Here is a 24020-nt window from a genome sequence, read left to right as displayed (position 1 = left end):
GAACCCAGATCGTATGGAGCTGGTCTGTCCGGCGGGCGGCTTCCCGGCGCTCCGGGCAGCCGTGGACAACGGCGCCGATGCCGTTTATCTGAGCCTGCGCGGCGAGACCAATGCCCGTAACTTCCCGGGCCTGAACTTTGACCGCAAGGCCCTGCAGAAGGGCATTGCCTACGCCCGGGGCAAGGGCGTGAAGGTCTACATGGCCCTCAACACCTATCCCCAGCCGGATATCTGGACCGCCGCCACCCAGGCGGTGGATGTGGCCGCCGAGGAGGGCGTGAACGCCGTCATCCTCGCCGACATGGGGCTTTTGCGCTATGCCGCCGATACCCACAAGGATCTCACCCTGCATCTGTCGGTTCAGGGGTCCGCCACCACCGCCGATGCCCTGAACTTCTACCACGAGCGCTACGGCGTGGTACGCGCCGTGCTGCCCCGGGTGCTGTCCATGTCCCAGGTGGCGCAGGTGATCGAGCGGGCCAAGCTGGACATCGAGGTGTTCGGCTTCGGTAGCCTGTGCGTGATGGTGGAGGGCCGCTGCATGCTGTCCTCCTATGCCACCGGCGACTCCCCCAACACCAAGGGGGCCTGCTCCCCCGCCCACGCCGTGCGCTGGATCGAGACCGGCCGCGGTCGCGAGGCGCGCTTGAACGGCGTGCTCATCGATACCTTCAAGCCCGGCGAAAGCGCCGGCTACCCGGTCATCTGCAAGGGCCGCTATCAGGTGGGCAGTTGCGATGACAGCATCTACGCCATCGAGGAACCCACCAGCCTGAGCACCCTGGACATCCTGGCCGATCTGCTCAAGATCGGCGTCAAGGCCATCAAGCTGGAAGGCCGTCAGCGCAGTCCCGCCTATGTGGGCCAGGCCACGCGCGTCATGCGCCAGGCCCTGGATGCCTGCCACGCCAACCCCGATGCCTACACCCCGCGGCCGGAATGGGCCTCCCAGCTCGCCGGCATGTCCGAAGGACGCACCCAGACCCTGGGTGCCTTGCACAGAGCCTGGCAATGAAACTTTCCCTGGGACCCATTCAGTATTACTGGCCCCGCGAGCGGGTCATGGAATTCTACGCCGCCGTCGAACAGTGGCCGGTGGACATCGTCTACCTGGGCGAGACGGTCTGCTCCAAGCGCCGCGAGCTACGTGCCGCCGACTGGCTGGAGGTGGCCGATCGCCTGGCCGCCGCCGGCAAGACCGTGGTCATGTCCACCCTGGCCCTGATGGAAGCGGAATCCGAGCGCCTGGCCCTGGAGCGCCTGGTGCAGAACGGTCGCTTCATGATCGAGGCCAACGATGCCACGTCCCTGGGCCTGTCCCTGGGCAAGCCCTTCGTCGCCGGCCCCAACATCAACACCTACAACGCCGGCACCCTGCGTGAGTTGCGGGACATCGGCGCGGTGCGCTGGGTGATGCCGGTGGAGCTGTCCCGGCATATCCTGGAAGCCATGCACAAGGCCCGGCCCGACGGACTGGAAACCGAAGTGCTGGTGTTCGGTCGTCTGCCCCTGGCCTTCTCCGCCCGCTGCTTCACCGCCCGCGCCCGCAACCTGCCCAAGGATGACTGCCAACTGGCCTGCCTGGACTATCCGGCGGGGCTGCCCCTGGCCACCCAGGACGGTAGCGGCTTCCTCACCATCAACGGCATCCAGCTCCAGTCCGCCGATCCCAACAACCTGATCGAGGCCATGCCTGACCTGCGGGCCATGGGGATCGACGTGGTGCGCATTTCGCCGGAACCGGAAGGCACCGAGGCGGTGGTCAGGGCCTTCCGCGGTTGCATCGACGGTAGCCTGACCCCGCGTCAGGCCCTGGACGCCATGAAGCCCCTGTTCCCCCGCTTCTGCGACGGCTACTGGGAAGGTGACGCCGGCATGAACTGGCGGGAGAGCGTATCGGCATGACGGTCCGGCCCTGCCGGGTCTGGACCGACGGCATCGCGCCGGGGGCTGAGCAGGTGGCCCGGGACCTTCGCCATCTGGCGGGTTCCGTGGCCGCCGACGAGGCCAGGCTGCGATTCCATCGCTATGAGCCCACCGCCAGCCTGGGCCGTCACGAAGCCGTCTGCCACGGGGTCCGCGGCACCTACTGCGACGAGGCGGGCATTCCCGTGGTGCGCCGGCTCACCGGCGGGGGCGCCCTCTATCTGGCGCCGGGTCAGTGCTGCCTGAGTCTGACCCTGCCCCGTCAATGGCTGGGGGAGGGGGATACCCTCACGGCGCTGATGGCCCGACTCAACCGTGCCCTGGTACGGGCCTTGGTGGGTCTGGGCATTCCCGCCCATACCGCCTTCCCCAACGACCTGGAAGTGTCCGGGCGCAAGCTGGGGGCGGGGTTTCTGGCCATCGAGGCCGGCGCCGTTCTCTATCAGGCGGTGATCCTGGAAAGCCTGGATACGGAAGTCCTGCTCAAGGTGCTGCGGGCGCCGCGGGAAAAGCTCAGCGCCCAGGGTATTCTCAGCGCGCGCCACCGTTTCATCACCCTGGAGGAGCTGCCGGTCAGGGATCTGGACATGGAGACCCTGAAGGTCGCCGTCACCCGCTCCCTGCTTGGGGAGTTGGCGCTGGAGGGCATCATGACCGCGCCCGACCCGGAGAAGGGCGTCTCATGGCTGGACGTGCCCATGGATCCCGCCCTGGACGAGGACTGGCCGGAGAGCGCCGACCGCAGTTGGCAGGCTTTTTTACCCACCCCCGGCGGTATCCTGCAGCTGCGCCTGTTGCCCGATGAGAGCGGGCGGGTGATCCGGGCGGCCCACTTCTCCGGCGCGGTGCATGTGGCACCGCCGGATCTGTTTCTCTCCCTGGCCGAGACCCTGGCCGGTGCGCCGATGGAGGCGGCGGAAGTGCGCATGATCCGCCGTTTGCGGGCAGAGGACGTTCAGCTTCCCGGGTTGGGTCCCGACGAATTGTGCCGACTGCTGCGCCTGACCCTGGGGCGTCGGGCCGAGCAGGGGCTGGGCCTGGATGTCCGACAGGCCAACCGGCTCATGGTCCACCGGCCTGAAGGGGTGGAAGGGGTCAGGGACATCCTCGGTCGGGCCTCGGTCATGCTGGTGCCTTACTGTGCCAAGCCCGCCTGGTGCGACTGGCGTCACGAGGATGCCTGCCCTGAATGCGGCGGCTGCGACGTGGGGGAGGCTTATCGTCTGGCCCGGGAGCGGGGCATGAAGGTGGTGACCATCACCCGCTATGAGCACCTGTGTCGGGTGCTGGAGCAGATGCAGGCGGATGGCGAACCCGCCTATGTGGGCATGTGCTGTCGGGATTTCTATCAGAAGCGTATCCATGCCTTTCGCGCCGCCGGCATCCCGGCGGTGCTCATGGACATCACCGGTGCCAACTGCTACGACCTGAACCAAGAAGAGGCCGCCTACGCCGGCGAGTTCACCGCCGAGGCCGAACTGGACATGGGGCTGGTGGAGAAGGTGATGGTGTGGGTGCCGAAGAAGCCGACGGATTGATCACCTCAATCCTTCTCGTCCGGTCCTTCCGCGGGCAGGAACAGCCCCACCAGGTCATTCAGGAACTGTCGCCCCGTCGCGGTCGCCACCAGCCGCGATGGGTCATCTTCCAGCAGTCCCCGGGCCACCGCTTCCGACCTTGCCGGCTCCAGGACCTCCAGCCCCAGGCCCGTGTGGCGGGTAAAGAGGGTTGACGGTACGCCCTCCACCAGCCGCAGGGCATTGAGCATGAACTCGAATGCCGTTTCCTCCGGGCCAAGCACCCGCTCCCCGTTCAGCGCACGCCCGGCCCGTGCCCCTTCCATGAAGGCCGCCGGCTGGCGGTGACGCCAGCGGCGCAGGATGCGTCCCTCCGCCGGTAACGTGAGCTTGCCATGAGCCCCGGCGCCGATGCCCAGATAATCCCCGAACTGCCAGTAGTTGAGATTATGTCGGCACTGTCGCCCGTTCCCGGCATAGGCTGAGACCTCGTAGTGCGCAAACCCCCGGGATGCCAGGCGGGTCTGCCCCTCGGTCATCATCGCCCACTGGGTGTCCTCGTCGGGCAGGGTGGGAGGGGCGGCGGCAAAGGCCGTGTTGGGCTCCAGGGTCAGTTCATACCAGCTCAGGTGCTCAGGCCCCAGATCCATGGCCGTGTCCAGGTCAGCCATGGCCTGGGCCACCGTCTGGCCGGGCAGGCCGAACATCAGGTCCAGGTTCAGGTTTTCGAATCCCGCCGCCCGCGCCGCGGCCACCGCCTCCCAGGCCTCCCGCCCCGTATGGATGCGGCCCAGTGCCCCGAGCAGGGCATCGTCAAAGGTCTGGATCCCCATGGACAGGCGGTTCACCCCCGCCGCCCGGTAGCCCTCGAAACGGGCCTGTTCCACGGTGCCGGGGTTGGCCTCCAGGGTGATTTCCGCATAGGGGCGGCAGATGAGACGGGCGCGGATCGCCGACAGCAGATGTTCGATGGCCTCGGGGCTCAGCAGGCTGGGAGTGCCGCCGCCGATGAAGACACTGTCGATGCATCGCCCCCAGACCATGGGCAGTTCCGTCTCCAGGTCCGCGATCAGGGCCTCCACATAGGCCTGTTCGGGAATCTTGTCGGCGGCATGGGAATTGAAGTCGCAGTAGGGGCACTTGCGCACACACCAGGGGATGTGCACATACAGGGTCAGGGGCGGTGGAGGTTGCGAAGAGAGCATGGGATTCCAGCTTGCGGTGGCAAGGTCCGGTCTCAAGTGTGCCGCACCCGGTTATCTTTTGTAATCCTCCAGGGAAATGCTGAACAGGCCCCTCGCCGTCACCCCCTCGAAGGCGGGCGTCTCGGCAAATTTCCCACCGTCACTCCCGCGAAGGCGGGAGTTCATGGTTTACGGTCTGCGAATGGATTCCCGCTGGCGCGGGAATGACGGGCTTGGATCATCCCTAAAGTCTCACCCATGCCTGCCGATAAACCCATCAGGCCCATAGTATCCGGCACAGGTGGTCCATGATTCCGCCCGTCTCCACTCCCGTCCTTCAGCCCACCACCCGATCTGCCGCGCCGGTGCCGGCGGCGCCTGATGGAGAGGCCGCCGGTGTCCTGGCCGACCAGGAAACCCGGCTCAACGAACATCAGGACTATCGCATCATTCGGCAGGTTCTGTTGCGGGATCAGCCGAAGCTCGAAGCCGGGGCCGGTGCTTCCCCGAAGGCCTCATCTTCTTCCTCCGAGCCGGTATCCCCCTCCGGGTCACCCGCGTCCGGGGCGGCTCCCGACCGTGGTGTGGAACTCCAGTGGCAGCAACTGGGCGTCTCCCGCCTGGACGTGAGCATCCGGGGCGCGGAGACCGGCGAGGCGGCGCGCATCCGCTTCGAGTCCGTGCGCATGGAACGTCTGCAGGTCAGTCTGGGCGGGGCGCCGCAGCAGGCCGATCCTCTGGTGCTGGATCTGGGTGGCGAGGGCATTACCACCACCGGGGTGGATGGCGGTGTGCGCTTCGACATCACGGGCGACGGGCGGCGGGAGCAGGTCAGCTTCGTCACCGGCAACAGCTGGTTCCTGGCCCTGGATCGCAACGACAACGGCGTCATCGATGATGGTCGGGAACTGTTCGGGGATCAGCACGGTGCCGCCCACGGTTTCGAGGAGCTGGCCAAGTTCGATGATAACGGTGACGGCGTGATCAACGCCCAGGACAGCGTGTTCGAACGTCTGCGTCTGTTCCAGATGGGGGCGGACGGGAGCCAGCGGCTCAAGACCCTGGAGGAGGCGGGCGTGGCCGCCATTCACCTGGGCTATGATCAGACCGCCCGGGCGCTGAATGCCTATGACGTGGTGGCCCAGCAGGGGCAGTTCGAGCGGACCGACGGCAGCAGGGGGGAGGCTTCCGACGTGCTGTTGGGCTATCGTGACCTGACCGCCTGAGAGAAACACCGATCAAGCCATGCCGCCGTTCCCCGCAAAGTGGCGGTGCGGACATGTTCTCCGCCGATGGATGCCCCTTACCGCGGCCCGCCCAGATGCGCCAGCAGCGAGGTGAGCGCCTGACCCCGATGACTGCGCCGGTTCTTTTCCTCGGCGCTGATCTGTGCCGCCGTCAGTCCCAACTCCGGCACCAGGAACACCGGGTCGTAGCCGTGTCCGCCATCTCCCGCCGGTCGCAGGGCCACGGCCCCCTCCCAGGTCCCTTCGCAGAGGATCGGCGAAGGATCCCGGGCATGGCGCAGGAAGGCGATGACGCAGCGAAAGCGGGCGGTGCGCCGATCCTCCGGAACCCCCTTCAGGGCTTCCAGCAGCTTGGTGTTGTTCTGCTCGGCATCGGCGCCGGGGCCGGCGTAACGGGCCGAGTAGATCCCGGGCGCCCCGTCCAGGGCGTCCACCTCGATCCCCGAGTCATCGGCCATGGCCGGCAGGCCGGTCTGTTCGGCGGCATTGCGGGCCTTGAGGATGGCATTTTCCACAAAACTCAGCCCGGTTTCCTCGGCTTCCCTGACCTGGAAGTCGGACTGGGGCAGAATCTCATGGCCGCTGCCGGCCAGCAGATCCGCAAATTCCCTGACTTTGCCGGCATTGCCGGTGGCGAGCACGATTTTCATTCTTGGCTCCGAAACGCGATACGGGGGGAGTGGCTGGTCATCTTTCGCGGCCGAGGGCCGGCTCCCACAGAGGTCCGTGCCCGTGGGAGCCGGCCTGCCGGCCCCCATTCCGGTGGACTCAGTTGCCCAGGGCCGCCTGCTGGGCCTGGATGATCTCGGCGATCCCCTTGCGGGCCAGGGCCAGCATGCCGTCCAGTTCCTCGCCCCGGAAGGCATGGCCTTCCGCCGTGCCCTGGATCTCGATGAAGCCGCCGGCTTCGTTCATGACCACATTCATGTCCGTTTCGGCGGCGGAATCCTCCAGGTAATCCAGGTCCAGTACCGGCACGCCTTTGTAAATCCCCACGGAGACCGCCGCCACACTGCCGAACATCGGGTCGCGCTTGATCTGCCCCCGGACCTTGAGGCCGGCAATGGCGTCGCACAAGGCCACGTAACCGCCGCTGATGGAGGCCGTGCGGGTGCCGCCGTCGGCCTGGATGACATCGCAGTCCACGGTGATCTGACGCTCGCCCAGACCTTCCAGATTGACCGCCGCCCGCAGGCTGCGGCCGATCAGGCGTTGGATCTCCAGGGTGCGTCCACCCTGTTTGCCCCGAGCCGCCTCCCGGCCCATGCGCTCATGGGTGGCCCGGGGCAGCATGCCGTATTCGGCCGTCACCCAACCCCGACCCTTGCCTTTCAGGAACGGTGGCACCCGCTCATCCACGGTGGCGGTACAGATCACCCGGGTATCGCCGTACTCCACCAGCACGGACCCCTCCGCATGCCGGGTGAAGCCGCGGGTGAAGCGGATGGGGCGAAGCTGGTCCGGGGCACGGCCGCTGGGTCGCATGGGGAACTCCTGAATCGGGCAAATGGCCGGGGATTATAGCGTTCCAGACTGCCCTGATGTAGGCCGGCTTTCCCGCCTGTGCCGGGATGAAGGATGGCGCCCTCTTGCTGTGGAAGGCCTGAAAGATCATTTATACTCCCTAACAAAATGTTTGTTCAGAATATGTCCAGGGGGATGTTGTACTGTTGTCCCGGCTCACTGGGGCCTGTTCCCGGCCATCAGTCGTGCCGCCATCCCTCCTTCAAGATTCTGTTCCCCCGCTTCTTGACTCGGTGGCTCCAGTGTTTTGTCCGGCAGAACCGGCGGATATACCCATGGAGGGTTGCGGACGACATGTGCCAGGATGAGAGCTGACATGGTTTGGTCATTGAAGGGATCCGACGCGATTTCAGGGATGGCCGTGCTGGTGGGTCTGGGGGTCCTGATGGCCGGGGCCTGTCTGCCCGCCGCCGCCGATGAACTGTTCGCCCTGGAGCAGGACTATTTCATGGATCTACCGGTGGCACTCACGGCCACCCGTCTGCAGCAGCCCCTGATCGAGGCGCCCGCGTCGGTCACCGTGATCGACCGCCAGTGGCTGGAAAGGAGCCAAGCACGCAGTCTGGCGGAGGTGCTCAGGATGGTACCGGGGTTCCTGGTGGGCGGTGAGAACGGCAACCGCCCGATCATCACTTATCATGGTCTGGGCGAGCAGTTCGTGCGTCAGTTGCAGGTCCTGGTGGATGGCCGGTCCATCTATACCCCCACCAACGGTGGTGCCCAATGGGGCAGCCTGGGCTTGAGTCCCGATGATATCGAGCGCATCGAGATCATCCGCGGCCCCAATTCCGCGGCCTACGGTTCCAACTCCTTTTTTGCCATCGTCAACATCCTGACCCGTCACCCGGCCGAAACCCAGGGGCGGCAACTGGTCACCCGCCTGGGTTCCCAGGGTGTTCGGGATCTGTGGATACGCCATGGGGGCACCACGCCCCGGGCCGCCTATCGACTGACCTACCATCACCAGGAAGACGACGGCTTTCGCGGCAAGCAGGATCAGCGCCGGCTGGATGCCGTGGATACACGCCTCGACTGGACGCTTTTGCCGGGCGTCACCCTGACCAGCCATCTGGGGGCTACCCAGGGGCAGAAGGGATCCGATGGTGCCGCCAGCCGCATGAATCCCCCTCGCACTTTCGAGCGGCAGACGGAATACGTGCACCTGGAGCTCCACAACAGCCGTGACCCCGACGCCACCTATCGGTTGCAGTACTACTATCAGCATAACGACCTGACCGATGAATACATCGCCCTGGACTTGCAGGGCAACCCTTTCGACACCAATCGCAACTCCCGTTCACGGCGCCATGACCTTGAGGCGGAGTCCCATCTGAAGATCTCTCGCGCCACCCGAATGGTGTGGGGGGTGGGGGCGCGTCTGGACAGCTCCGAATCCCCCTATTTTTTCGACGGCCTGGATTGGGTGCACAACCGGCTTTACCGGGTATTTGCCAATCTGGAGTGGTCGCCCGACCCTCGCTGGCTGCTGAACCTGGGCGGCATGTACGAGCACAACGACATCACTGGCGATGACCTGATGCCCCGGGCGGCCCTGGTCTACATGCCCGACGAGTCCCACAGTTTCCGGCTGGTGGTTTCCAGGGCAATCCGCACCCCGAGCCTGGCTGAAGAGAAGGTGCGCACCGCCGACGGGGCCATTGCCTCCGGCGGCGGCCTGGCGCCCGAGGTGATCCGATCCCTGGAGATGGGCCATCACGGCCACTGGGCCGGTGGCCGTCTGGTCACCGACATCAAGCTGTTTCGGAACAAGCTGGAGGATCTGATCCAGATCCCCTACAAGGTGCTGTACGGCATCGAGCCGGAGGGAGAATTCGTCAATGCCGGCGGCATGATCCTGCAGGGCGTCGAGACCCAGGTGACATACCGGCCCGGTTCACGGGTGTGGCTGCATGGAGGGCTGTCCCTGCTGTCCAGTCGTAGCAGCGACCGCGAGGCCCGCCTGCAGGTCGAGTCGGTGCCGGCGCACATTGTCAACCTGGCCCTGTCGTTTGCCCCGTCCGAGCCCTGGCTCATGACCGCCGAGTATTACCATTATGACTCGGTCCGTTGGATCGATGACCCGACCGGTCCCACCACCGATGCCGGTGATGGTTTCCTGGACCTGCATGTGCGTCGTGACCTGGGATCCCAGGCACAGGCGGCCCTTTCCCTGACCGATGTCCTGGCGCGGGGGTACGATACCCGTTCGCAAGGTTCACTGGTCAAGCCGAATCGTCGCAGCACCGAGGTCTATGTCAGCCTCCGGGTGGATTTCTGAGCTTTCCATGATCAGGAGCGGGATGAGATGACTGCGGATGTCGTGATCATCGGCGCCGGACTCTCCGGACTGGCCTGTGCGCTGACCCTGCATGAAAAGGGTCGTGAGCCATTGATCCTTGAGGCCTCCGATGGGGTCGGCGGTCGCATCCGCACCGACTACCAGGAGGGGTATCTGCTGGATCGGGGCTTCCAGGTGCTGCAGACCTGGTATCCGGAGGCGCGGCGCTTTCTGGACTACGAGGCCCTGGAACTCAAGCCCTTCCACACCGGGGCCCTGGTGGGGATCCATGGGCGCACCCACCGGGTGAGCGATGTCTGGCGGCAGCCTTCCAGACTGCCGGAGATGCTCTGGTCGCCGGTGGGTCATTTGCCGGACAAGCTGCATCTTTTGCACCTGCGCCGCCGTTGTCTGCGGGGCGACCTGCGTGAGCTGTATCATCGTCATGAGCGCCATGCCCTGACCCATCTGCGGGAAATGGGGTTTTCCGAACGCATCATCGAACGGTTTTTCAAGCCCTTTTTCAGCGGCGTGTTCTTCGAGCCGGAACTGGAAATGTCTTCCCGGGCCTTCGAGTTCGTGTTCCGGGCCTTTGCCCTGGGGGATACCGCCTTGCCCGCCCGGGGTATGGAGCAGATCCCACGGCAACTGGCCCAGCGCCTGCCTGTGGGCACGATCCGGCTCGACACCCGGGTGGATCGGATCGAGGGTAACCGGGTCTTTCCGGTCGCCGGCGAGCCATTGCAGGCCCGTCACATCGTCGTGGCCACCGACGGCCCCGAGGCCGCCCGTCTGCTGGGGCTGGAGGCATCGGAGCCGGTGCCTACCCGAGGGACCACCTGCGTTCATTTTGGCGCCGGACAGGCGCCTTTCGAGGGGGCCTACCTGATGCTCAATGGGGAGGGGCATGGCATCGTCAACAGCGTGCTGTGTCCCTCCGAGCTGTCCTCCCATTACGCCCCGGTCGGACGTGCCCTGGTGACCGTGAATGTCCATGGCGCCGAACACGATCCGGACGTTCTGGAGGCGGATATTCGTCGCCAGCTGACGGACTGGTTCGGCGCTGAAGTCAGTCAATGGGAGCGCCTCGCCTGCTATCGACTGCCCCGCGCCCTGCCGGTCCAGGCGCCGCCGGTTCCCTGGCCGGGCGAGGTCCCGCTGCGCCACGGCGAGCACCTGTGGTCCTGCAGCGAACTTGGGGCGGCCCCGTCGATCCAGTGGGCGCTGCACCTGGGGCGTCGCGCCGGCGAGGAAATCGCGACTGCCGGAGACTGACATGGGGTGTGGTCCGGAGGCCGGCATGAATGCGCTACAATCAACCCCACATTCGAGACCGCAAGGACACCCCATGATCCGCAGCATGACCGGATTCGCCCGTTGTGAATCCTCCGGCGATGTCGGCACCCTGGCCTGGGAACTGCGCAGCGTCAATCACCGTTATCTGGACGTGAGCACCCGTCTGCCCGAGGAGCTGCGCTCCCTGGAGGGGCCGGTGCGTGAGCGGGTCACCGCCCGGCTGGGGCGGGGCAAGGTGGAGTGCACCCTTCGTTTTCGCAAGGCGGACAGCGCCGACAGCACCCTGGAGCTCAACGACGATCTGGCCAAGGAACTCATCACCACCGTGGTCAAGGTGGAGCACTGGATGATGAATGCCGCCCGCATGAGTGCCATGGAGATCCTGCGCTGGCCCGGGGTGGTGCGTCAGTCCGAACCCGACCTGCAGCCGGTGCATGCCGCCGCCCTGAGCCTTCTGGACCAGGCGCTGGAGGCACTGCTCGACCATCGTGCCCGGGAAGGCGCCCATATCCATGGCCTGCTGGAAAGCCGCTGCCGGGCCATCGGCGAACAGGTGGCTCAGGTGCGTGCCCGTCGGCCGGAGGTGGTGGCGGCCTTGAGGGAGCGCTTGCGCACCCGTATCGGCGAGCTGGGTGTGGATCTGGAACCCGGACGTCTGGAGCAGGAGCTGGCCCTCCAGGCACAGAAGCTGGACGTGGCCGAGGAGCTGGACCGTCTGGACGGCCATGTGAAGGAGGTCCTGGCCTGTCTGCGGCGGGACGAGCCGGTCGGGCGGCGCCTGGACTTCCTCATGCAGGAGTTCAACCGGGAGGCCAATACCCTGGGCTCCAAGGCCAACGACATGGAAACCACCCAGTCCTCGGTGGAGCTGAAAGTGCTGATCGAACAGATGCGGGAGCAGATCCAGAATATCGAATGAGATCCTGTCCTCACCCACGCCACCCGATGCCGAGCCTTCATCCCCGTGCCGCATTTTCACTTCAACCTCAGCATCTCCCGCGACGACTACCTGCGCTACTACAGCGGCGCGGCCTCGGCGGTGGTGGCCATGTCCCGGGAGGGGCGGACGGTGCGTTTTCCGGCCTCCGCGCTGCGCCCGTTCGTGCTGCACGACGGGGTCCATGGGCACTTTCGGCTCACTGTTGACAACCAGTTCAAACTTCTATCACTGGAGCGCCTCTGACGCGCTTCGTCCCCTTGAAATCCTCCCGGACGGACCTATATCTGCTCACGACAGGGGCTAGCAGCCCAACCCGACGAGCAGTGAACAGGAGGACGTTATCATGTTGACCCGTTATGAACCCTGGAGTCTTCTGAATCAGTTGTCCCGTGAACTCGATCGCCTGCACGGCAGCGGTTACGGCAACGAGGAAACCGCCGCCGCCGCCGACTGGGTGCCGGCCGTGGATATCCGGGAAGAGAAGGACGCCTATGTCCTGCATGCGGATGTCCCCGGCGTGGACCCCAAGGACATAGAAGTGCACATGGAAAACGGTGTGCTCACCATCAGCGGCGAGCGCAAGGCCGAGACCAAGGAAGAGCGGGAGAATTACAAGCGGGTGGAGCGCATCCGCGGTAGCTTCTTCCGTCGCTTCAGCCTGCCGGACACCGCGGATGCCGAGCGTATCTCCGCCCGCAGCGTGAACGGTGTACTGGAAGTCCGCATTCCCAAGCAGGAGAAGGTTCAGCCCCGGCGCATCTCCGTGGAGGGCTGATGTCCGGCGACGGTCTTTTCCCGTGACACCCACCTTGCGCCGCGTTCCCACGCGGCGCACTTGCTTTCGGAGTATCCTGACGGGCCATGGAATACAAAGATTACTACAAGGTACTCGGGGTGGAGCGCACCGCCACCCAGGATGAACTCAAGAAGGTCTATCGCCGTCTTGCCCGCAAGTATCATCCGGACGTCAGCAAGGAACCCGATGCCGAGGAGCGGTTCAAGGCGGTGAACGAGGCCTACGAGGTCCTGGGTGACCCGGAAAAGCGCAAGACCTACGATCAACTGGGCAGCCACTGGCGCCCGGGACAGGATTTTCGTCCGCCGCCGGACTTTGACGCCTGGTTCGGAGGGGCGCCCGGCGGACGTGCCGGGGGTTTTTCCGGTGGTTTCCAGGACGGTTTCACCCAGAGCGATTTTTCCGAATTCTTCGAGGCCCTGTTCGGTCGGCAGGGCGCTCAGCGCACCCGCGGCCACCGTACCCACCGGGGTTTTGCCGGCCAGGGCGAGGACAGGACCGCCCGCATCCGCCTGGACCTGGAGCGCGCGGTAAAGGGCGGCTCCGTCTCCGTCCGCGTCGGCGACCGGACCCTGCAGGTGAAGGTCCCTCCCGGTGTGACCGAGGGGCAGCGCATTCGCCTGACGGGGCAGGGCACCCCGGGCATCGGCGGTGGCCCTGCGGGGGATCTGTATCTGGAGGTCCATATCAAGCCTCATCCCTATTTCCGCCTGGAAGGTCGGGATGTCCACCTGGACCTGCCGATCACGCCCTGGGAGGCGGCTCTGGGGGCGACGGTGAACGTGCCCACCCTGGACGGGCGGGTGGACATGAAGATCCCCGCCGGTTCCCAGTCCGGCCGCCGTTTACGGCTCAAGGGGCGTGGTCTGCCGGGAACCCCGCCGGGGGACCAGTACCTGGTGCTGCAGATCCACACCCCGCCCGCGGACGAGAAATCCGCTCGCTCCCTGTACGAGCGCATGAGTCGGGAGATGCCTTTCGATCCCAGGGCGCATCTGCGGTCCTGATGATTTCCGTGACTGAAATCGCCGCGGAAGATCACCGTGATGGGGCGGCGATGGCCGGCATTGAACCCGCGGACTTACCGACAGTCTCAATGGAGGCCTTGGCAGACCCTTTGTCGTCACTGCTGCGTAGGTCTCTTTATCGTCATTCCTGCGTAGGCTCCGTTGTCGTCATTCCTGCGTGGGCCCCGTTGTCGTCACTCCCTCGCAGGCGGGAGTCCAGGATTTTCAACCCGTGACTGGATTCCCGCGTTCGCGGGAATGACGGGGTGGGAATATTCCTGGGACGGGAACGGAACGTTCCAGGGAAGCGCGGGGCCTTCCTTTCAAGCAACTCAGTGTCTTGACGTCAAGAATTCGCCATGAGAACGAAACACCTTCATCCGTTGTGCAAACCTCTCCTGTGGCCCCTCCTGCTGGTACTCCTGCTGGGCCTGAGCCTGCCGGCAGCCGCCCGCCTGCCGGTGGAGGTGGATGGCGAGCCACTGCCGTCCCTGGCCCCCATGCTGGAGCGGACCATTCCCGGCGTGGTGAACCTGGCCACCCGGGGGCGGGTGCAGGAACGGGGCAGCCCGTTGTTTGATGACCCCTTCTTTCGCCGCTTCTTCGACCTGCCCCAGGTCCCCCGGGAACGTCAGACCCAGGGCCTGGGTTCCGGCGTGATCCTGGACGCGGAGAAAGGCTTCATCCTCACCAATGACCACGTGATCCGGAACGCCGATGAAATCGTGGTCACCCTACACGACGGCCGGCGTCTGGACGCCAAGGTGATCGGTACCGATCAGGCCACCGACCTGGCGGTACTGAAAGTGGCGGCCGAGGGTCTTCAGGCGCTCCCGGTTGCCGATTCCGATGCCCTCAAGGTAGGGGACTTCGTGGTGGCCATCGGCAACCCCTTCGGCCTGGGACAGACCGTGACCTCGGGCATCGTCAGCGCCCTGGGGCGGACCGGGTTGAGCGTGGAGGCCTACGAGGACTTCATCCAGACCGATGCCTCCATCAATCCCGGCAATTCCGGCGGCGCGCTGGTGAATCTGCGGGGTGAGCTGGTGGGCATCAACTCCGCCATCCTCACCCGCGGCGGCGGCAACATCGGCATCGGCTTTGCCATCCCGGTGAACATGGCCCTGCAAGTGATGGATCATCTGGTGGAATACGGCGAGGTACGGCGCGGACGCCTGGGGGTGTCGGTCCAGGACCTGACCCCGGACCTGGCCCGGGCCTTCGGCATCGAGCAGACCCGAGGGGCGGTCATCGCCCGGGTGGAACGGGGATCGCCCGGGGCACGGGCGGGACTCAGGGAAGGCGATGTGGTGACCCGGGTGAACGGGCGGGTCATTCGCAATGCCGCCGAACTGCGCAACGCCATCGGGCTGCTGCGGGTGGGTTCCACCGTGGAGCTGGAAATCCTGCGGGACAAACGGACCCGGGTGATCCGGACCCAGGTGGGCGAGATCCAGGTCTCCACGCTGGAGGGCGGGCGTATCAGTCCCCGCCTGGAAGGTGCGGCCCTGGGCGAGATTCAGGAAGACTCCCCCCTTCACGGCGAGGTGGAAGGGGTGGTGGTGGTCCGGGTGGCACCGGGTTCGCCGGCCGCCCGCGCCGGTCTCAGGCCCGGCGACCTGATCCTGTCGGTGAACCGTCGTCCGGTTACCAGCCTGGAGGACGTCAGGCAGGCCGCCGGCGCCGGCGGGCAACGGCTGCTGCTGAATCTGCGCCGTGACAACAGCGCCTTCTTCCTGCTGTTGCAGTAGGTTCCCGGGCCTTTTCTACATGCCGGGCGTGTTGCCGCTCACCCAGCGTTGCTGTCCGCTTTGCAGCCTTTCCTGTTTCCAGAAGGGCGCCCTGGACTTGAGGGCTTCCATGATGAACCGGCAGGCCTCGAAGGCCGCCTGACGATGGGCCGACCAGGCGGCAACGAGGACGATGGGGTCGCCGGGATGTATCCGTCCCACCCGATGGGCAATCAGCACGTCTTCCAGCGGCCACTGCCGGCGGGCCTCCTGCCCGATGGTCTCCAGCTGACGTTCGGTCATGCCGGGGTAGTGCTCCAGGGTCATGGCCTGAATGTCGTCGCCTTCGTTGAAGTCCCGCATGGTCCCGACGAAGACGGCGGTGGCGCCGAAGCAGCCGGCAGCCAGGCTTTGCTGATGGCGGATCAGCGTCTCCCAGGGTTCCAGGGCCTCGGCAAGGAGATGGACGGCCACGGCGTCAGCCCCCCGTCACCGGCGGGAAGAAGGCCACCTCGTCACCTTCCCGCACCGGGTGATCGGCGGCGGCATATTCCTGGTTCACGGCGATCAGCGTCCCGGGGGGCAGGGGGCGCCCCTCCTGGGCGCGGCGCCAGACATCCAGGGCACAGCGGATGCCTTCGGCGTCCATATCCTCCCGGGGGCGTCCCGCAAACTCCCGCAGGGAGGCAAAGTAAAGCACGGTGATGGTCACGGGGGTGTAGGCTCCGGTTTGCGACGCGTCGGATATTGTCCTGTGGGGATGGGCCTGAGACCATGGGCGTCATTCCCGCCATAAGGATAGTCCATCATGTCCAGATTGACCCATTTCAACCCGGCCGGCCATGCCCACATGGTGGATGTGGGCGGCAAGGACAGCACCCACCGCGTGGCCGTGGCCGAGGGGCGCATCGTCATGGCCCCCGACACCCTGGCGCTGGTGCGCACCGGCGGTCATCGCAAGGGGGATGTCCTGGGCATTGCCCGGGTGGCGGGGATCATGGCCGGCAAGAAGACCGCCGAGCTGATCCCCCTGTGTCATCCCCTGGCCCTGACCCGGCTGGAAGTGGAACTGGATACCACGGATCAGCCGCCCACGGTGTATTGCCGGGTGACGGCGGAAACCCAAGGACCCACCGGGGTGGAAATGGAGGCCCTGACGGCGGTTCAGGTGACCCTGCTGACGGTGTACGACATGTGCAAGGCGGTGGATCGGGGCATGGTGATGGAAGGGATCCGTCTGTTGCACAAGTCCGGCGGCCGATCCGGGGACTGGCATCACGCCCCCGCCCGGCCGGGGGAGTAGTGCGTCGGGGCGCTTCGGGTCAGCGCTGCATCAGCCGGATGGAATTGGCCAGCTGGCGCACCCGCCGCTTGATCTCCTCCCGGCATTGCCGGTATGACTCCAGGGTTCGGGCCTCGTCAGCCGAGGTCTCCGGGGCATCCAGAGGCCAGTTCTTGCTGATGAAGCTGTCCCCCCGGGGCGAGGGCAGGCGGGCCGGATCCGGGGTGAGGGTGACGATGAGGTCGGCCCACTCCAGCACCGCCGCATCCAGGTCCCTGGGTGCCAGTGCCGAGGTATCCGTGCCATCCTCCTGAAGTACCGTCAGGGTTCTATGGTCCGGATCACCGGCGCGCATGCCCACGGAGCGGATCTCGGCCAGATCGGCGAGGAATGCCCGGGCGTAGGCCTCCGCCATCAGGGTCCGGGCGGTGTTGGTCGGACCCAGGAACAGGATGTGAGGCTTGCGTCGCAGATTCGGCGTGTTGGTCATGGGCTGGCTCTTTCGGAAGGCACGTCAACGGCATCCCGCTGATTCTAGACGTTGCCGTCGCGGCGAACCGGGCTGCAACGCCGGCACTCAAGACGCGGATCGACGGCATGCAAGGGCAGAGGGGGGCCCTGCGTCTCCAAGCCGACCACGTTACACTGCAACATGGCAAGACCCAACACGTATTCCGACTCAAGCGAGGTAAGCGCCCGATGAAATGGATCAAACGTGCCCTGATGGCCGTGGCGGTCGTGCTGGTGCTGTTCGTGGCCCTGCTGATCTTCCTGCTGGCCACCTTTGACCCCAATGCCTACAAGGACCGCATCAGCGCCGCCGTCCAGGAGCAGACCGGCCGGGAACTCACCATCAGCGGCGACATCGGCCTGTCCGTCTTCCCCCGTCTGGCCCTGACCCTGGGGGAAACCACCCTGGCCAACGGGGAAGGCTTCCCCGATGCGCATTTCGCCCGCATCCGCGAGGTGGACGTGGCCGTGGCCATGTTGCCACTGCTGCGTCGTGAACTCCAGGTGGAGCGGGTGCGTCTGGAGGGGCTGGACCTGAATCTGGCACGGGATGCCCAGGGGCGCGGCAACTGGGATGACCTGTTGGGAGACGGGGATGCCCGGGATCTGCCCGCGGAGACACCGCCGGTGTCCCCCCCGCCGGAGGATCCCGACGCCATGCCCGCGATGCTGCGTGATCTGGATATTGCCGGCGTCGAAATCCGCGATGCCCGGATACGCTGGCGCGACGCCCAGGCCGGAACCGACCTGGTGGTGGATCCCTTCAATCTGACCCTGGGGCGTCTGCGTCCGGGTCATGAGACCCCGCTGGAACTGGCCTTCCAGACCCGGCTGGGAGAACCGGCCCTGACGGCGGCCACCGACCTGTCGGCCCTGCTGTATCTGGACATGGCCGATCAGCGCTACGGCCTGAGGCGGTTGACGGCGGTGCTGGATGCCCGGGGCGAGACCCTGCCGGCCCCCATTCGGGCGCGTCTGGAAGGGGATCTGTGGGCGGACCTGCGCAACGACATGGCCAAGCTGGAGCGATTGACCCTGACCGCCTTCGATACCCAGCTCACCGGGTTGATGGAGGTGGAGTCGTTGACCGGGGAACCCCGTGTGCATGGCGAGCTGCGCAGCGGACGCATCCATCCCCGCAATCTGATGCAGGCCCTGGGCATGGAGGTCCCCGAGACCGCCAATCCCGATGTGCTCAAGAACGCCGCCCTGGATCTGGCCTTTGCGATGCAGGGGGATCGTCTGGATCTGAGCCGGCTCGTGGTCACCCTGGATGAGAGCAGCCTGATGGGGAACGTCGCCGTGCGCGACTTGGCCGCCCCGGCCATCACCCTGTCCCTGCAGGTGGATCGCATCAATCTGGACCATTACCTGCCCCCCGCCGGGGACGGGCCCGCGCCCGGTGCCGGTCAGGCTCCGGCTCCCCGGGACGGCTGGCCGGAGGAGACCATCGAACTTCCGCTGGAACTGTTGCGGTCACTGAACCTCAGCGGTGATCTGAATATCGGTCGGCTGGTGGTCGCCAACCTGGATCTGTCCGACGTGGTGCTGGAACTGCGCGCCCGGGACGGTCAGGTGGATCTGCGTCCCTTCCGCGCCGCACTGTACGGCGGCCGGGTGGAAGGCGCACTGGGGTTGGACGCCCGGCGGGATACCCCCCGTTTCCAGGCCCGCAGCGACCTGCAGGGCGTCCGCATGGGGAACCTGCTTGAGGACCTCACCGGCGAGGCGCCCATGGTCACCGGCACCGCCAACCTGCGCCTTGACCTGAACAGCCGCGGCGAATCGGTCAAGGCCCTGATCGCCGGGCTCAACGGCAACGGGGATCTGCGCTTCGCCGACGGCGCGGTGAAGGGGATCAACGTGGCCCAGATCATCCGCGACGCGGAGGCACGGCTGCGGGGGCGTACCGTCGAGCCATCCGACGCACCGGTGCAGACCGATTTCACCGAGCTGACCGGCAGCTTCCGGATCAACAACGGCGTGGTGGACAACCAGGACCTGCAGGCGGCCTCGCCGCTGTTGCGGGTCCGGGGACGGGGCACCGTGGACCTGAACCGGGAGCGTCTGGACTACCGCCTGGATACCGGTCTGGTGGCCACCCTGGAAGGGCAGGGGGGGCGTCCGCTGGATGACCTGCGCAACGTGAATCTGCCCATCACCATCCGCGGCACCTTCAGCGAGCCACGCTTCGGCCTGGACCTGGCCTCCGTGCTCAGTGGGCGTCTGGATCAGGAACGGGAGCGCCTGGAGCGGCAGGTGCAGGAGCGGGTGGAGGAAAAGGTGCAGCCACTCATCGATCAACAGCGTGACCGGGTGCAGCAGGAAGCGGACCGTATCCGCGACCAGTTGGGCGACCGTCTGCTGGATCGACTCCGTTGAGCGCCGCGGGGGACTTCGGCGCCCGGTTGCTGGACTGGTTTGACCGGCACGGGCGCCATGACCTGCCCTGGCAGCAGGAGATCAGCGTCTATCGGGTCTGGGTCTCGGAGATCATGCTGCAGCAGACCCAGGTGGTGACGGTGATTCCCTACTACCAGCGTTTCATGGCCCGGTTCCCGGACGTGACCTCGCTGGCACGGGCACCCATCGACGAGGTCCTGCACCACTGGTCCGGTCTGGGCTATTACGCCCGTGCCCGTCATCTGCATCGGGCGGCCCGGCAGGTGGTGGAGCAGCACCAGGGCCGCTTTCCCGAGACCCTTGAGGACCTGGAGGCCCTGCCCGGTATCGGCCGTTCAACGGCGGCGGCCATCCTCTCCATTGCCTGCGGTCAGCGCCATGCCATTCTCGACGGCAACGTCAAGCGGGTACTGGCCCGTCATCGCGGCGTGGAGGGGTGGCCCGGCACGACGGCGGTCTCCCGCCGGCTCTGGGCATTGGCGGAGGCCATGACACCGACAGCGCGGGTGGCGGACTATACCCAGGCCATCATGGATCTGGGGGCCACCGTCTGCACCCGCGGCCGCCCCACCTGCGGGGTCTGCCCCGTCGCGTCGGACTGTGTGGCCCATGCCACTGATCGTCAGTCTCTCCTGCCCACGCCCCGCCCCCGGCGGGAGCAACCCCTGCGCAGCACGGTGATGCTCATCATCCGCGGCCCCGACGGGGTGTTGCTGGAACGGCGTCCACCGACGGGTCTGTGGGGCGGGCTGTGGGGCTTTCCCGAGGTGCCGTCCACCGGGGAGGCGGAGCCGTGGTGTCGGCGTCATCTGGGCACGGAAGCCCATGAAGTGCACGCGCTGGCGCCTTTCGTACACGTCTTCACCCATTTTCGGTTGCACATCACCCCGGTGCGGTTGTGGGTGAAAGACCCCGCGGCCTCCGTGATGGAAGCCCCCGGTCGGGTCTGGTATAAACCTGAAGCTCGTTCGGAGCTGGGGCTTGCCGCGCCGGTGGCCCGGCTTCTGGATCATATTGTGCACGAGGACGGAGAGATCAATGGCTCGCATGGTGAATTGCGTCTACCTGGGTAACGAGGCCGAAGGGCTGGATTTTGCGCCCTATCCCGGCGACCTGGGCAAGAGAATCTACGACAACGTCTCCAAGGAGGCGTGGCAGAAGTGGGTCCGGCATCAGACCATGCTCATCAACGAGTACCGGCTGACCCCGATCGATCCCAAGGCCCGCAAGTTCCTGGAAGAGGAAATGGAAAAATTCTTCTTCGGTGGCGGCGCCAGCATGCCGGAAGGCTACGTGGACCCCACCAAGTAGGAAAAAATCACGCTGGATGGTGCCCGGGGGCTTGACGAAAGCTCCCGTTACCGATTTAATACGCAACTTCGCTGCAACGCGGTTTACGGCAGCAAAAAACAGCAAGGCCAGGTAGCTCAGTTGGTAGAGCAGGGGATTGAAAATCCCCGTGTCGGCGGTTCGATTCCGTCCCTGGCCACCATACAAAAACCCCGGCTGCCGATGCAGTCGGGGTTTTTTTTCGCCTGCGCAGCAGCGAAAAGAGGCTATGCTAAGTCTCTCCGAAAGAATTCCCAAAGGCCCGACGGGAGAAATGCTGTGGATTGGCCGCTTATGGAAAAAGCTGCGACCGGGGCGAAAGCCGTTTTCCGGAACATGCCCTTGCCATTGCTCAGTGTGGATATCGACGGGACCATCCTTGAGGCAAACCCACTGGCCCGTGATCGTCTGGCCCTGCCGGAAGACCGCGGTCAATGGCCTGATCTGAGCCATTTCCTGCTTTCCCTGGATGCCGCCGAACTGGTGGATCTGATGGAAAGTTGCTGTCATCGGTCCCGCCCGCAGCAACTGCGGACAAAATGCCGGGACATCAACGGCCACAGATTCGAGGTCACGGTCCACCTGAGCCGCCTGGATGCAGATTCGGATCGGTGCTTCCTGTGTGCGCTGACCGAGGTCGATGATCCCCGGGAGGAGGCCACCGGTCTGCCCGCACCCTGGGCGGATGGCCTGACGGAGAGTTCACTGCGCTGGCGCTTTGCCCTGTTCGGTGCCGGTGACGGGGTCTGGGACTGGGACCTGGAATCCAATGACGTGGTTTATTGTGCCCGTTTTCGCCAGATCATCGGATTTTCGGACGCGGAACTGGACAGGAGCTTCGAACAGTGGGTGAGCCTGGTGCACCCGGATGATCTGAGAGGATTTTCCGGTGCCATGCAGGAGCACCTGCGGGGGAGTTCTCCCCACTATATCTGCGAGTTTCGCATGCGCTGCAAGGAGGGTGGCTGGAAATGGGTTTTGGCGCGAGGCCGTGTTGCCCGCCGGGATGAGAACGGCCAGCCCCTGCGTGTGGTGGGCACCCTGTCGGACATCGGCGCCCGCAAGAAGCTGGAATACGAACTGCGGCGCATGGCGACCACGGATTTTCTCACCGGGCTTTACAATCGCCGCCATTTCATTTCCCGCATGGCCGATGAACTGGCCCGCATTCGGCGTCGGCCGAATCCGCCCTCAAGCCTGTTGATGGTGGATCTGGATTACTTTAAAAGCATCAACGACACTTACGGACACTCCGCCGGTGATCTGGTGTTGCAGCATTTTGCCGATACCCTGCGAAGTTGTCTGCGCAGGATGGATCTGCCCGCCCGCACCGGTGGCGAGGAGTTCGCGGTCCTGCTGCCGGGAACCACGGAGCAGGAGGCCCTGATTCTGGCGGAACGCCTTCGTCGCAAGGTGAAATCCACGCCGGCCGTGACCCCGGGCGCCATTGTCGCGGTGACCGTGAGTATCGGCATCACCTTGCTCGGCCCTGAAGACAGTGGGCCTGATGCCACCCTGGGCCGGGCCGATGAAGCGCTCTACAGGGCCAAGAACAACGGTCGCAACCAAGTGGTGCTTGCGCCCCTCTGATGCCCGTCAACAACGCAATCCCGATGCATGGACGCGACAGACCTTTGCCGGAGTGGAAACCATGCGCGATGAAGACATCGGATGGCTTGTACCCGTCTGGCCGGCGCCGAGCGCCGTGCGTTCGATGACGACGACCCGCCTCGGGGGTGTCAGTCGGCCTCCCTTTGACAGCTTCAATCTGGGGCTGCATAACGGGGACGATCCCGAGGCCGCGCTGCAAAACCGTCGTCTGCTCAGGCGGCATTTGGCCCTGCCCCGGGAACCCTGCTGGCTTCAACAAGTGCATGGCGCACGCGTGGTGGATGCCGGTCGCTGCGGCGACCGACCGGAGGCGGATGCGGTGGTGGCCTTTGCGCCGGGATTGCCCTGCGTGGTGATGACGGCGGATTGTCTGCCGGTATTGTTTTGTGACCGCGCCGGCACCCGGGTGGGAGCGGCCCATGCCGGATGGCGCGGACTGATCGCCGGTGTGCTGGAAGCCACGGTCGAGGCCCTGGACTGCCCGCCCGGGGAACTGATGGCCTGGCTGGGACCCTGCATCGGTCCCGACGCCTTCGAGGTGGGAGACGAAGTGCGGGCCGCCTTTCTGCGGCATGACCCGGGGCACCGGGAGGCCTTCGTGCCGTCCCCGGCCGGGCGCTGGCTGGCGGATCTGCGGGCGCTGGCGCGACGACGACTGTCGGCCCGCGGCGTGCGCGACATGACGGCGGAAACCGCGTGTACCTTCAGTGATGCCCGCCGTTTCTATTCCTATCGCCGAGATGGTGACACCGGGCGCATGGCCTCCCTCATCTGGCTGGCGGACTGAGGGACATGCCGGTCTCCGGTCGCAGGTAGCGGTACTGTTCCATGACGCGGGTGATGTACTGGCGGGTTTCAGCAAACGGCGGGACCCCGCTGTGGCGTTCCACTGCCCCCGGGCCGGCATTGTAGGCAGCCAGGGCCAGGGTCACGTCATGGTCGAACCGTTCCAGCATCCTGGCGAAATAGGTGACGCCGCCGCGTATGTTTTCGGTGGGGTCGAAGGCGTTGCTCACCCCCAGTTCCCGGGCGGTGCCCGGCATCAGCTGCATCAGGCCTTGAGCCCCCACCCGTGACACGGCATGGCGGTCGAAGCAGGACTCCACCATGATGATGGCCCGAATCATTTCCTCATCGACGCCATGATGGCGTGCGTAGTGGCGGATGGTGAGTAGATGATCCAGGGCGCGCCGATCCATGGCGGCGCGAGTCACTCCCCGGCAGGCATGGGAGGCGGTGGGGCGGCCATAACGCCCCACAAAGGTATAGTCCGGACCCATGTCCCGTCGGTCGGTGAACATCGGGGTACCGTCCCGATCCCTGTAGATGTAGATCTCCGCGCTCAGGCCCAGGGGCAGGCAGAGGATCAGCACGGACAGTGTCCGTGCGGCCGGCCTGCCCCTTCGTTTGAGGAAGCGATGCATTGTGTTTGAACCTCTC

24 protein-coding genes and 1 tRNA gene are annotated in these 24020 nt (G+C 65.7%); 18 read left to right on the top strand and 7 right to left on the bottom strand.

Annotated features, from left to right (window positions below; translation table 11 throughout):
* Window positions 1-13: 13 nt before the first annotated feature.
* Genes ubiU through LQD11_RS03615 form a run of 3 tightly spaced genes read left to right on the top strand, consistent with a single transcriptional unit; the run spans window position 14 to window position 3464 of the window.
* Entirely contained in the window at window positions 14-1015 is a 1002-nt protein-coding gene (gene ubiU / locus LQD11_RS03625; RefSeq protein ID WP_420828249.1) for a ubiquinone anaerobic biosynthesis protein UbiU, read from the top strand.
* The gene (gene ubiV, locus LQD11_RS03620) at window positions 1012-1905 is read left to right on the top strand and encodes a ubiquinone anaerobic biosynthesis protein UbiV (protein ID WP_238616304.1); all 894 of its coding nucleotides are present in this window, start codon (window positions 1012-1014) and stop codon (window positions 1903-1905) included. The genes ubiU and ubiV overlap by 4 nt, the downstream gene beginning before the upstream one ends.
* Complete coding sequence (locus tag LQD11_RS03615; protein ID WP_238616303.1) at window positions 1902-3464, top strand: lipoyl protein ligase domain-containing protein; 1563 nt, start codon at window positions 1902-1904, stop codon at window positions 3462-3464. The genes ubiV and LQD11_RS03615 overlap by 4 nt, the downstream gene beginning before the upstream one ends.
* A 5-nt stretch (window positions 3465-3469) precedes the next feature.
* Here LQD11_RS03615 and hemW read toward each other — a convergent pair whose 3' ends face one another.
* Window positions 3470-4648, bottom strand: coding sequence for a radical SAM family heme chaperone HemW (gene hemW, locus LQD11_RS03610; RefSeq protein WP_238616302.1), 1179 nt, complete (start codon window positions 4646-4648; stop codon window positions 3470-3472).
* A 287-nt stretch (window positions 4649-4935) separates the two neighbouring features.
* Here hemW and LQD11_RS03605 point away from each other — a divergent pair, with 287 nt between their 5' ends.
* On the top strand, window positions 4936-5853 hold the full coding sequence (locus LQD11_RS03605; protein ID WP_238616301.1) for a hypothetical protein: 918 nt from the start codon (window positions 4936-4938) through the stop codon (window positions 5851-5853).
* Window positions 5854-5930: 77 nt separating this feature from the next.
* Here the strand turns inward: LQD11_RS03605 and rdgB are convergent, their stop codons facing one another.
* Entirely contained in the window at window positions 5931-6524 is a 594-nt protein-coding gene (gene rdgB / locus LQD11_RS03600; protein WP_238616300.1) for an RdgB/HAM1 family non-canonical purine NTP pyrophosphatase, read from the bottom strand.
* Window positions 6525-6642: 118 nt separating this feature from the next.
* Window positions 6643-7359 carry a ribonuclease PH gene (gene rph, locus LQD11_RS03595; protein ID WP_238616299.1) on the bottom strand — a complete coding sequence of 239 codons (717 nt, stop codon included), beginning with the start codon at window positions 7357-7359 and terminating at the stop codon, window positions 6643-6645.
* 355 nt (window positions 7360-7714) lie between these two features.
* Here rph and LQD11_RS03590 point away from each other — a divergent pair, with 355 nt between their 5' ends.
* From LQD11_RS03590 to LQD11_RS03560, 7 genes are all read left to right on the top strand, one after another.
* Window positions 7715-9676 carry a TonB-dependent receptor plug domain-containing protein gene (locus tag LQD11_RS03590; protein ID WP_238616298.1) on the top strand — a complete coding sequence of 654 codons (1962 nt, stop codon included), beginning with the start codon at window positions 7715-7717 and terminating at the stop codon, window positions 9674-9676.
* Window positions 9677-9703: 27 nt separating this feature from the next.
* Complete coding sequence (locus LQD11_RS03585) at window positions 9704-10951, top strand: protoporphyrinogen/coproporphyrinogen oxidase (protein ID WP_238616297.1); 1248 nt, start codon at window positions 9704-9706, stop codon at window positions 10949-10951.
* Window positions 10952-11024: 73 nt separating this feature from the next.
* Window positions 11025-11891 (top strand): YicC/YloC family endoribonuclease, encoded by an 867-nt coding sequence (locus LQD11_RS03580; RefSeq protein WP_238616296.1) that lies wholly within the window; start codon window positions 11025-11027, stop codon window positions 11889-11891.
* Between the two features lie 45 nt (window positions 11892-11936).
* Window positions 11937-12155: a DUF2835 domain-containing protein gene (locus LQD11_RS03575; RefSeq protein ID WP_238616295.1), complete on the top strand. Its 219-nt coding sequence runs from the start codon at window positions 11937-11939 to the stop codon at window positions 12153-12155.
* A gap of 97 nt (window positions 12156-12252) precedes the next feature.
* Complete coding sequence (locus LQD11_RS03570; protein WP_238616518.1) at window positions 12253-12687, top strand: Hsp20/alpha crystallin family protein; 435 nt, start codon at window positions 12253-12255, stop codon at window positions 12685-12687.
* Between the two features lie 86 nt (window positions 12688-12773).
* Entirely contained in the window at window positions 12774-13715 is a 942-nt protein-coding gene (locus LQD11_RS03565) for a DnaJ C-terminal domain-containing protein (RefSeq protein ID WP_238616294.1), read from the top strand.
* Window positions 13716-14074: 359 nt separating this feature from the next.
* Window positions 14075-15466, top strand: a complete 1392-nt coding sequence (locus LQD11_RS03560) for a DegQ family serine endoprotease (RefSeq protein ID WP_238616293.1) — start codon at window positions 14075-14077, stop codon at window positions 15464-15466.
* A gap of 15 nt (window positions 15467-15481) precedes the next feature.
* Here LQD11_RS03560 and LQD11_RS03555 read toward each other — a convergent pair whose 3' ends face one another.
* Window positions 15482-15919, bottom strand: coding sequence for a molybdenum cofactor biosynthesis protein MoaE (locus LQD11_RS03555; protein WP_008932465.1), 438 nt, complete (start codon window positions 15917-15919; stop codon window positions 15482-15484).
* A 4-nt stretch (window positions 15920-15923) separates the two neighbouring features.
* Window positions 15924-16157 carry a MoaD/ThiS family protein gene (locus tag LQD11_RS03550; RefSeq protein ID WP_008932466.1) on the bottom strand — a complete coding sequence of 78 codons (234 nt, stop codon included), beginning with the start codon at window positions 16155-16157 and terminating at the stop codon, window positions 15924-15926.
* A 96-nt stretch (window positions 16158-16253) separates the two neighbouring features.
* Between LQD11_RS03550 and moaC the strand changes: the two genes are divergently transcribed.
* Window positions 16254-16748 carry a cyclic pyranopterin monophosphate synthase MoaC gene (moaC, locus tag LQD11_RS03545; RefSeq protein WP_238616292.1) on the top strand — a complete coding sequence of 165 codons (495 nt, stop codon included), beginning with the start codon at window positions 16254-16256 and terminating at the stop codon, window positions 16746-16748.
* Between the two features lie 19 nt (window positions 16749-16767).
* Here the strand turns inward: moaC and LQD11_RS03540 are convergent, their stop codons facing one another.
* Window positions 16768-17217, bottom strand: coding sequence for an arsenate-mycothiol transferase ArsC (locus LQD11_RS03540; protein ID WP_008932468.1), 450 nt, complete (start codon window positions 17215-17217; stop codon window positions 16768-16770).
* 209 nt (window positions 17218-17426) lie between these two features.
* Between LQD11_RS03540 and LQD11_RS03535 the strand changes: the two genes are divergently transcribed.
* The 6 genes from LQD11_RS03535 to pgeF all read left to right on the top strand — a co-directional run bounded on the left by LQD11_RS03535 (window position 17427) and on the right by pgeF (window position 23367).
* A complete protein-coding gene (locus LQD11_RS03535; RefSeq protein ID WP_238616291.1) occupies window positions 17427-19619 on the top strand; it encodes an AsmA family protein in 2193 nt (730 codons plus the stop codon).
* Window positions 19616-20713 carry an A/G-specific adenine glycosylase gene (gene mutY / locus LQD11_RS03530; RefSeq protein ID WP_238616290.1) on the top strand — a complete coding sequence of 366 codons (1098 nt, stop codon included), beginning with the start codon at window positions 19616-19618 and terminating at the stop codon, window positions 20711-20713. Before LQD11_RS03535 ends, mutY begins: the two co-directional genes overlap by 4 nt.
* Window positions 20679-20951: an oxidative damage protection protein gene (locus LQD11_RS03525; protein ID WP_040405663.1), complete on the top strand. Its 273-nt coding sequence runs from the start codon at window positions 20679-20681 to the stop codon at window positions 20949-20951. Before mutY ends, LQD11_RS03525 begins: the two co-directional genes overlap by 35 nt.
* Before the next feature lie 105 nt (window positions 20952-21056).
* Window positions 21057-21132: transfer RNA gene (locus LQD11_RS03520), tRNA-Phe, on the top strand.
* Between the two features lie 20 nt (window positions 21133-21152).
* Window positions 21153-22559 (top strand): sensor domain-containing diguanylate cyclase, encoded by a 1407-nt coding sequence (locus LQD11_RS03515; protein ID WP_338081464.1) that lies wholly within the window; start codon window positions 21153-21155, stop codon window positions 22557-22559.
* Window positions 22560-22620: 61 nt separating this feature from the next.
* A complete protein-coding gene (pgeF, locus tag LQD11_RS03510; protein ID WP_238616288.1) occupies window positions 22621-23367 on the top strand; it encodes a peptidoglycan editing factor PgeF in 747 nt (248 codons plus the stop codon).
* Here pgeF and LQD11_RS03505 read toward each other — a convergent pair.
* Window positions 23348-23953, bottom strand: coding sequence for a lytic transglycosylase domain-containing protein (locus LQD11_RS03505; RefSeq protein ID WP_238616287.1), 606 nt, complete (start codon window positions 23951-23953; stop codon window positions 23348-23350). The two genes, pgeF and LQD11_RS03505, sit on opposite strands and share 20 nt — an antisense overlap.
* Between the last annotated feature and the right edge of the window lie 67 nt (window positions 23954-24020).

It is taken from the genome of Ectothiorhodospira shaposhnikovii (genome assembly GCF_022227765.1).
GTDB lineage: Bacteria > Pseudomonadota > Gammaproteobacteria > Ectothiorhodospirales > Ectothiorhodospiraceae > Ectothiorhodospira.
Note: the sequence above shows the minus strand (reverse complement) of the source record. Positions and strands in the feature narration are given on the sequence as shown.

Bases quoted from the DNA above. Each gene is read 5' to 3' on its own strand.
- ubiU (WP_420828249.1), top strand. From the start codon at position 14: ATGGAGCTGGTCTGTCCGGCGGGCGGCTTCCCGGCGCTCCGGGCAGCC.
- ubiV (WP_238616304.1), top strand. From the start codon at position 1,012: ATGAAACTTTCCCTGGGACCCATTCAGTATTACTGGCCCCGCGAGCGG.
- LQD11_RS03615 (WP_238616303.1), top strand. From the start codon at position 1,902: ATGACGGTCCGGCCCTGCCGGGTCTGGACCGACGGCATCGCGCCGGGG.
- hemW (WP_238616302.1), bottom strand. From the start codon at position 4,648: ATGCTCTCTTCGCAACCTCCACCGCCCCTGACCCTGTATGTGCACATC.
- LQD11_RS03605 (WP_238616301.1), top strand. From the start codon at position 4,936: ATGATTCCGCCCGTCTCCACTCCCGTCCTTCAGCCCACCACCCGATCT.
- rdgB (WP_238616300.1), bottom strand. From the start codon at position 6,524: ATGAAAATCGTGCTCGCCACCGGCAATGCCGGCAAAGTCAGGGAATTT.
- rph (WP_238616299.1), bottom strand. From the start codon at position 7,359: ATGCGACCCAGCGGCCGTGCCCCGGACCAGCTTCGCCCCATCCGCTTC.
- LQD11_RS03590 (WP_238616298.1), top strand. From the start codon at position 7,715: ATGGTTTGGTCATTGAAGGGATCCGACGCGATTTCAGGGATGGCCGTG.
- LQD11_RS03585 (WP_238616297.1), top strand. From the start codon at position 9,704: ATGACTGCGGATGTCGTGATCATCGGCGCCGGACTCTCCGGACTGGCC.
- LQD11_RS03580 (WP_238616296.1), top strand. From the start codon at position 11,025: ATGATCCGCAGCATGACCGGATTCGCCCGTTGTGAATCCTCCGGCGAT.
- LQD11_RS03565 (WP_238616294.1), top strand. From the start codon at position 12,774: ATGGAATACAAAGATTACTACAAGGTACTCGGGGTGGAGCGCACCGCC.
- LQD11_RS03560 (WP_238616293.1), top strand. From the start codon at position 14,075: ATGAGAACGAAACACCTTCATCCGTTGTGCAAACCTCTCCTGTGGCCC.
- moaC (WP_238616292.1), top strand. From the start codon at position 16,254: ATGTCCAGATTGACCCATTTCAACCCGGCCGGCCATGCCCACATGGTG.
- LQD11_RS03540 (WP_008932468.1), bottom strand. From the start codon at position 17,217: ATGACCAACACGCCGAATCTGCGACGCAAGCCTCACATCCTGTTCCTG.
- LQD11_RS03535 (WP_238616291.1), top strand. From the start codon at position 17,427: ATGAAATGGATCAAACGTGCCCTGATGGCCGTGGCGGTCGTGCTGGTG.
- LQD11_RS03525 (WP_040405663.1), top strand. From the start codon at position 20,679: ATGGCTCGCATGGTGAATTGCGTCTACCTGGGTAACGAGGCCGAAGGG.
- LQD11_RS03515 (WP_338081464.1), top strand. From the start codon at position 21,153: ATGCAGTCGGGGTTTTTTTTCGCCTGCGCAGCAGCGAAAAGAGGCTAT.
- pgeF (WP_238616288.1), top strand. From the start codon at position 22,621: ATGCGCGATGAAGACATCGGATGGCTTGTACCCGTCTGGCCGGCGCCG.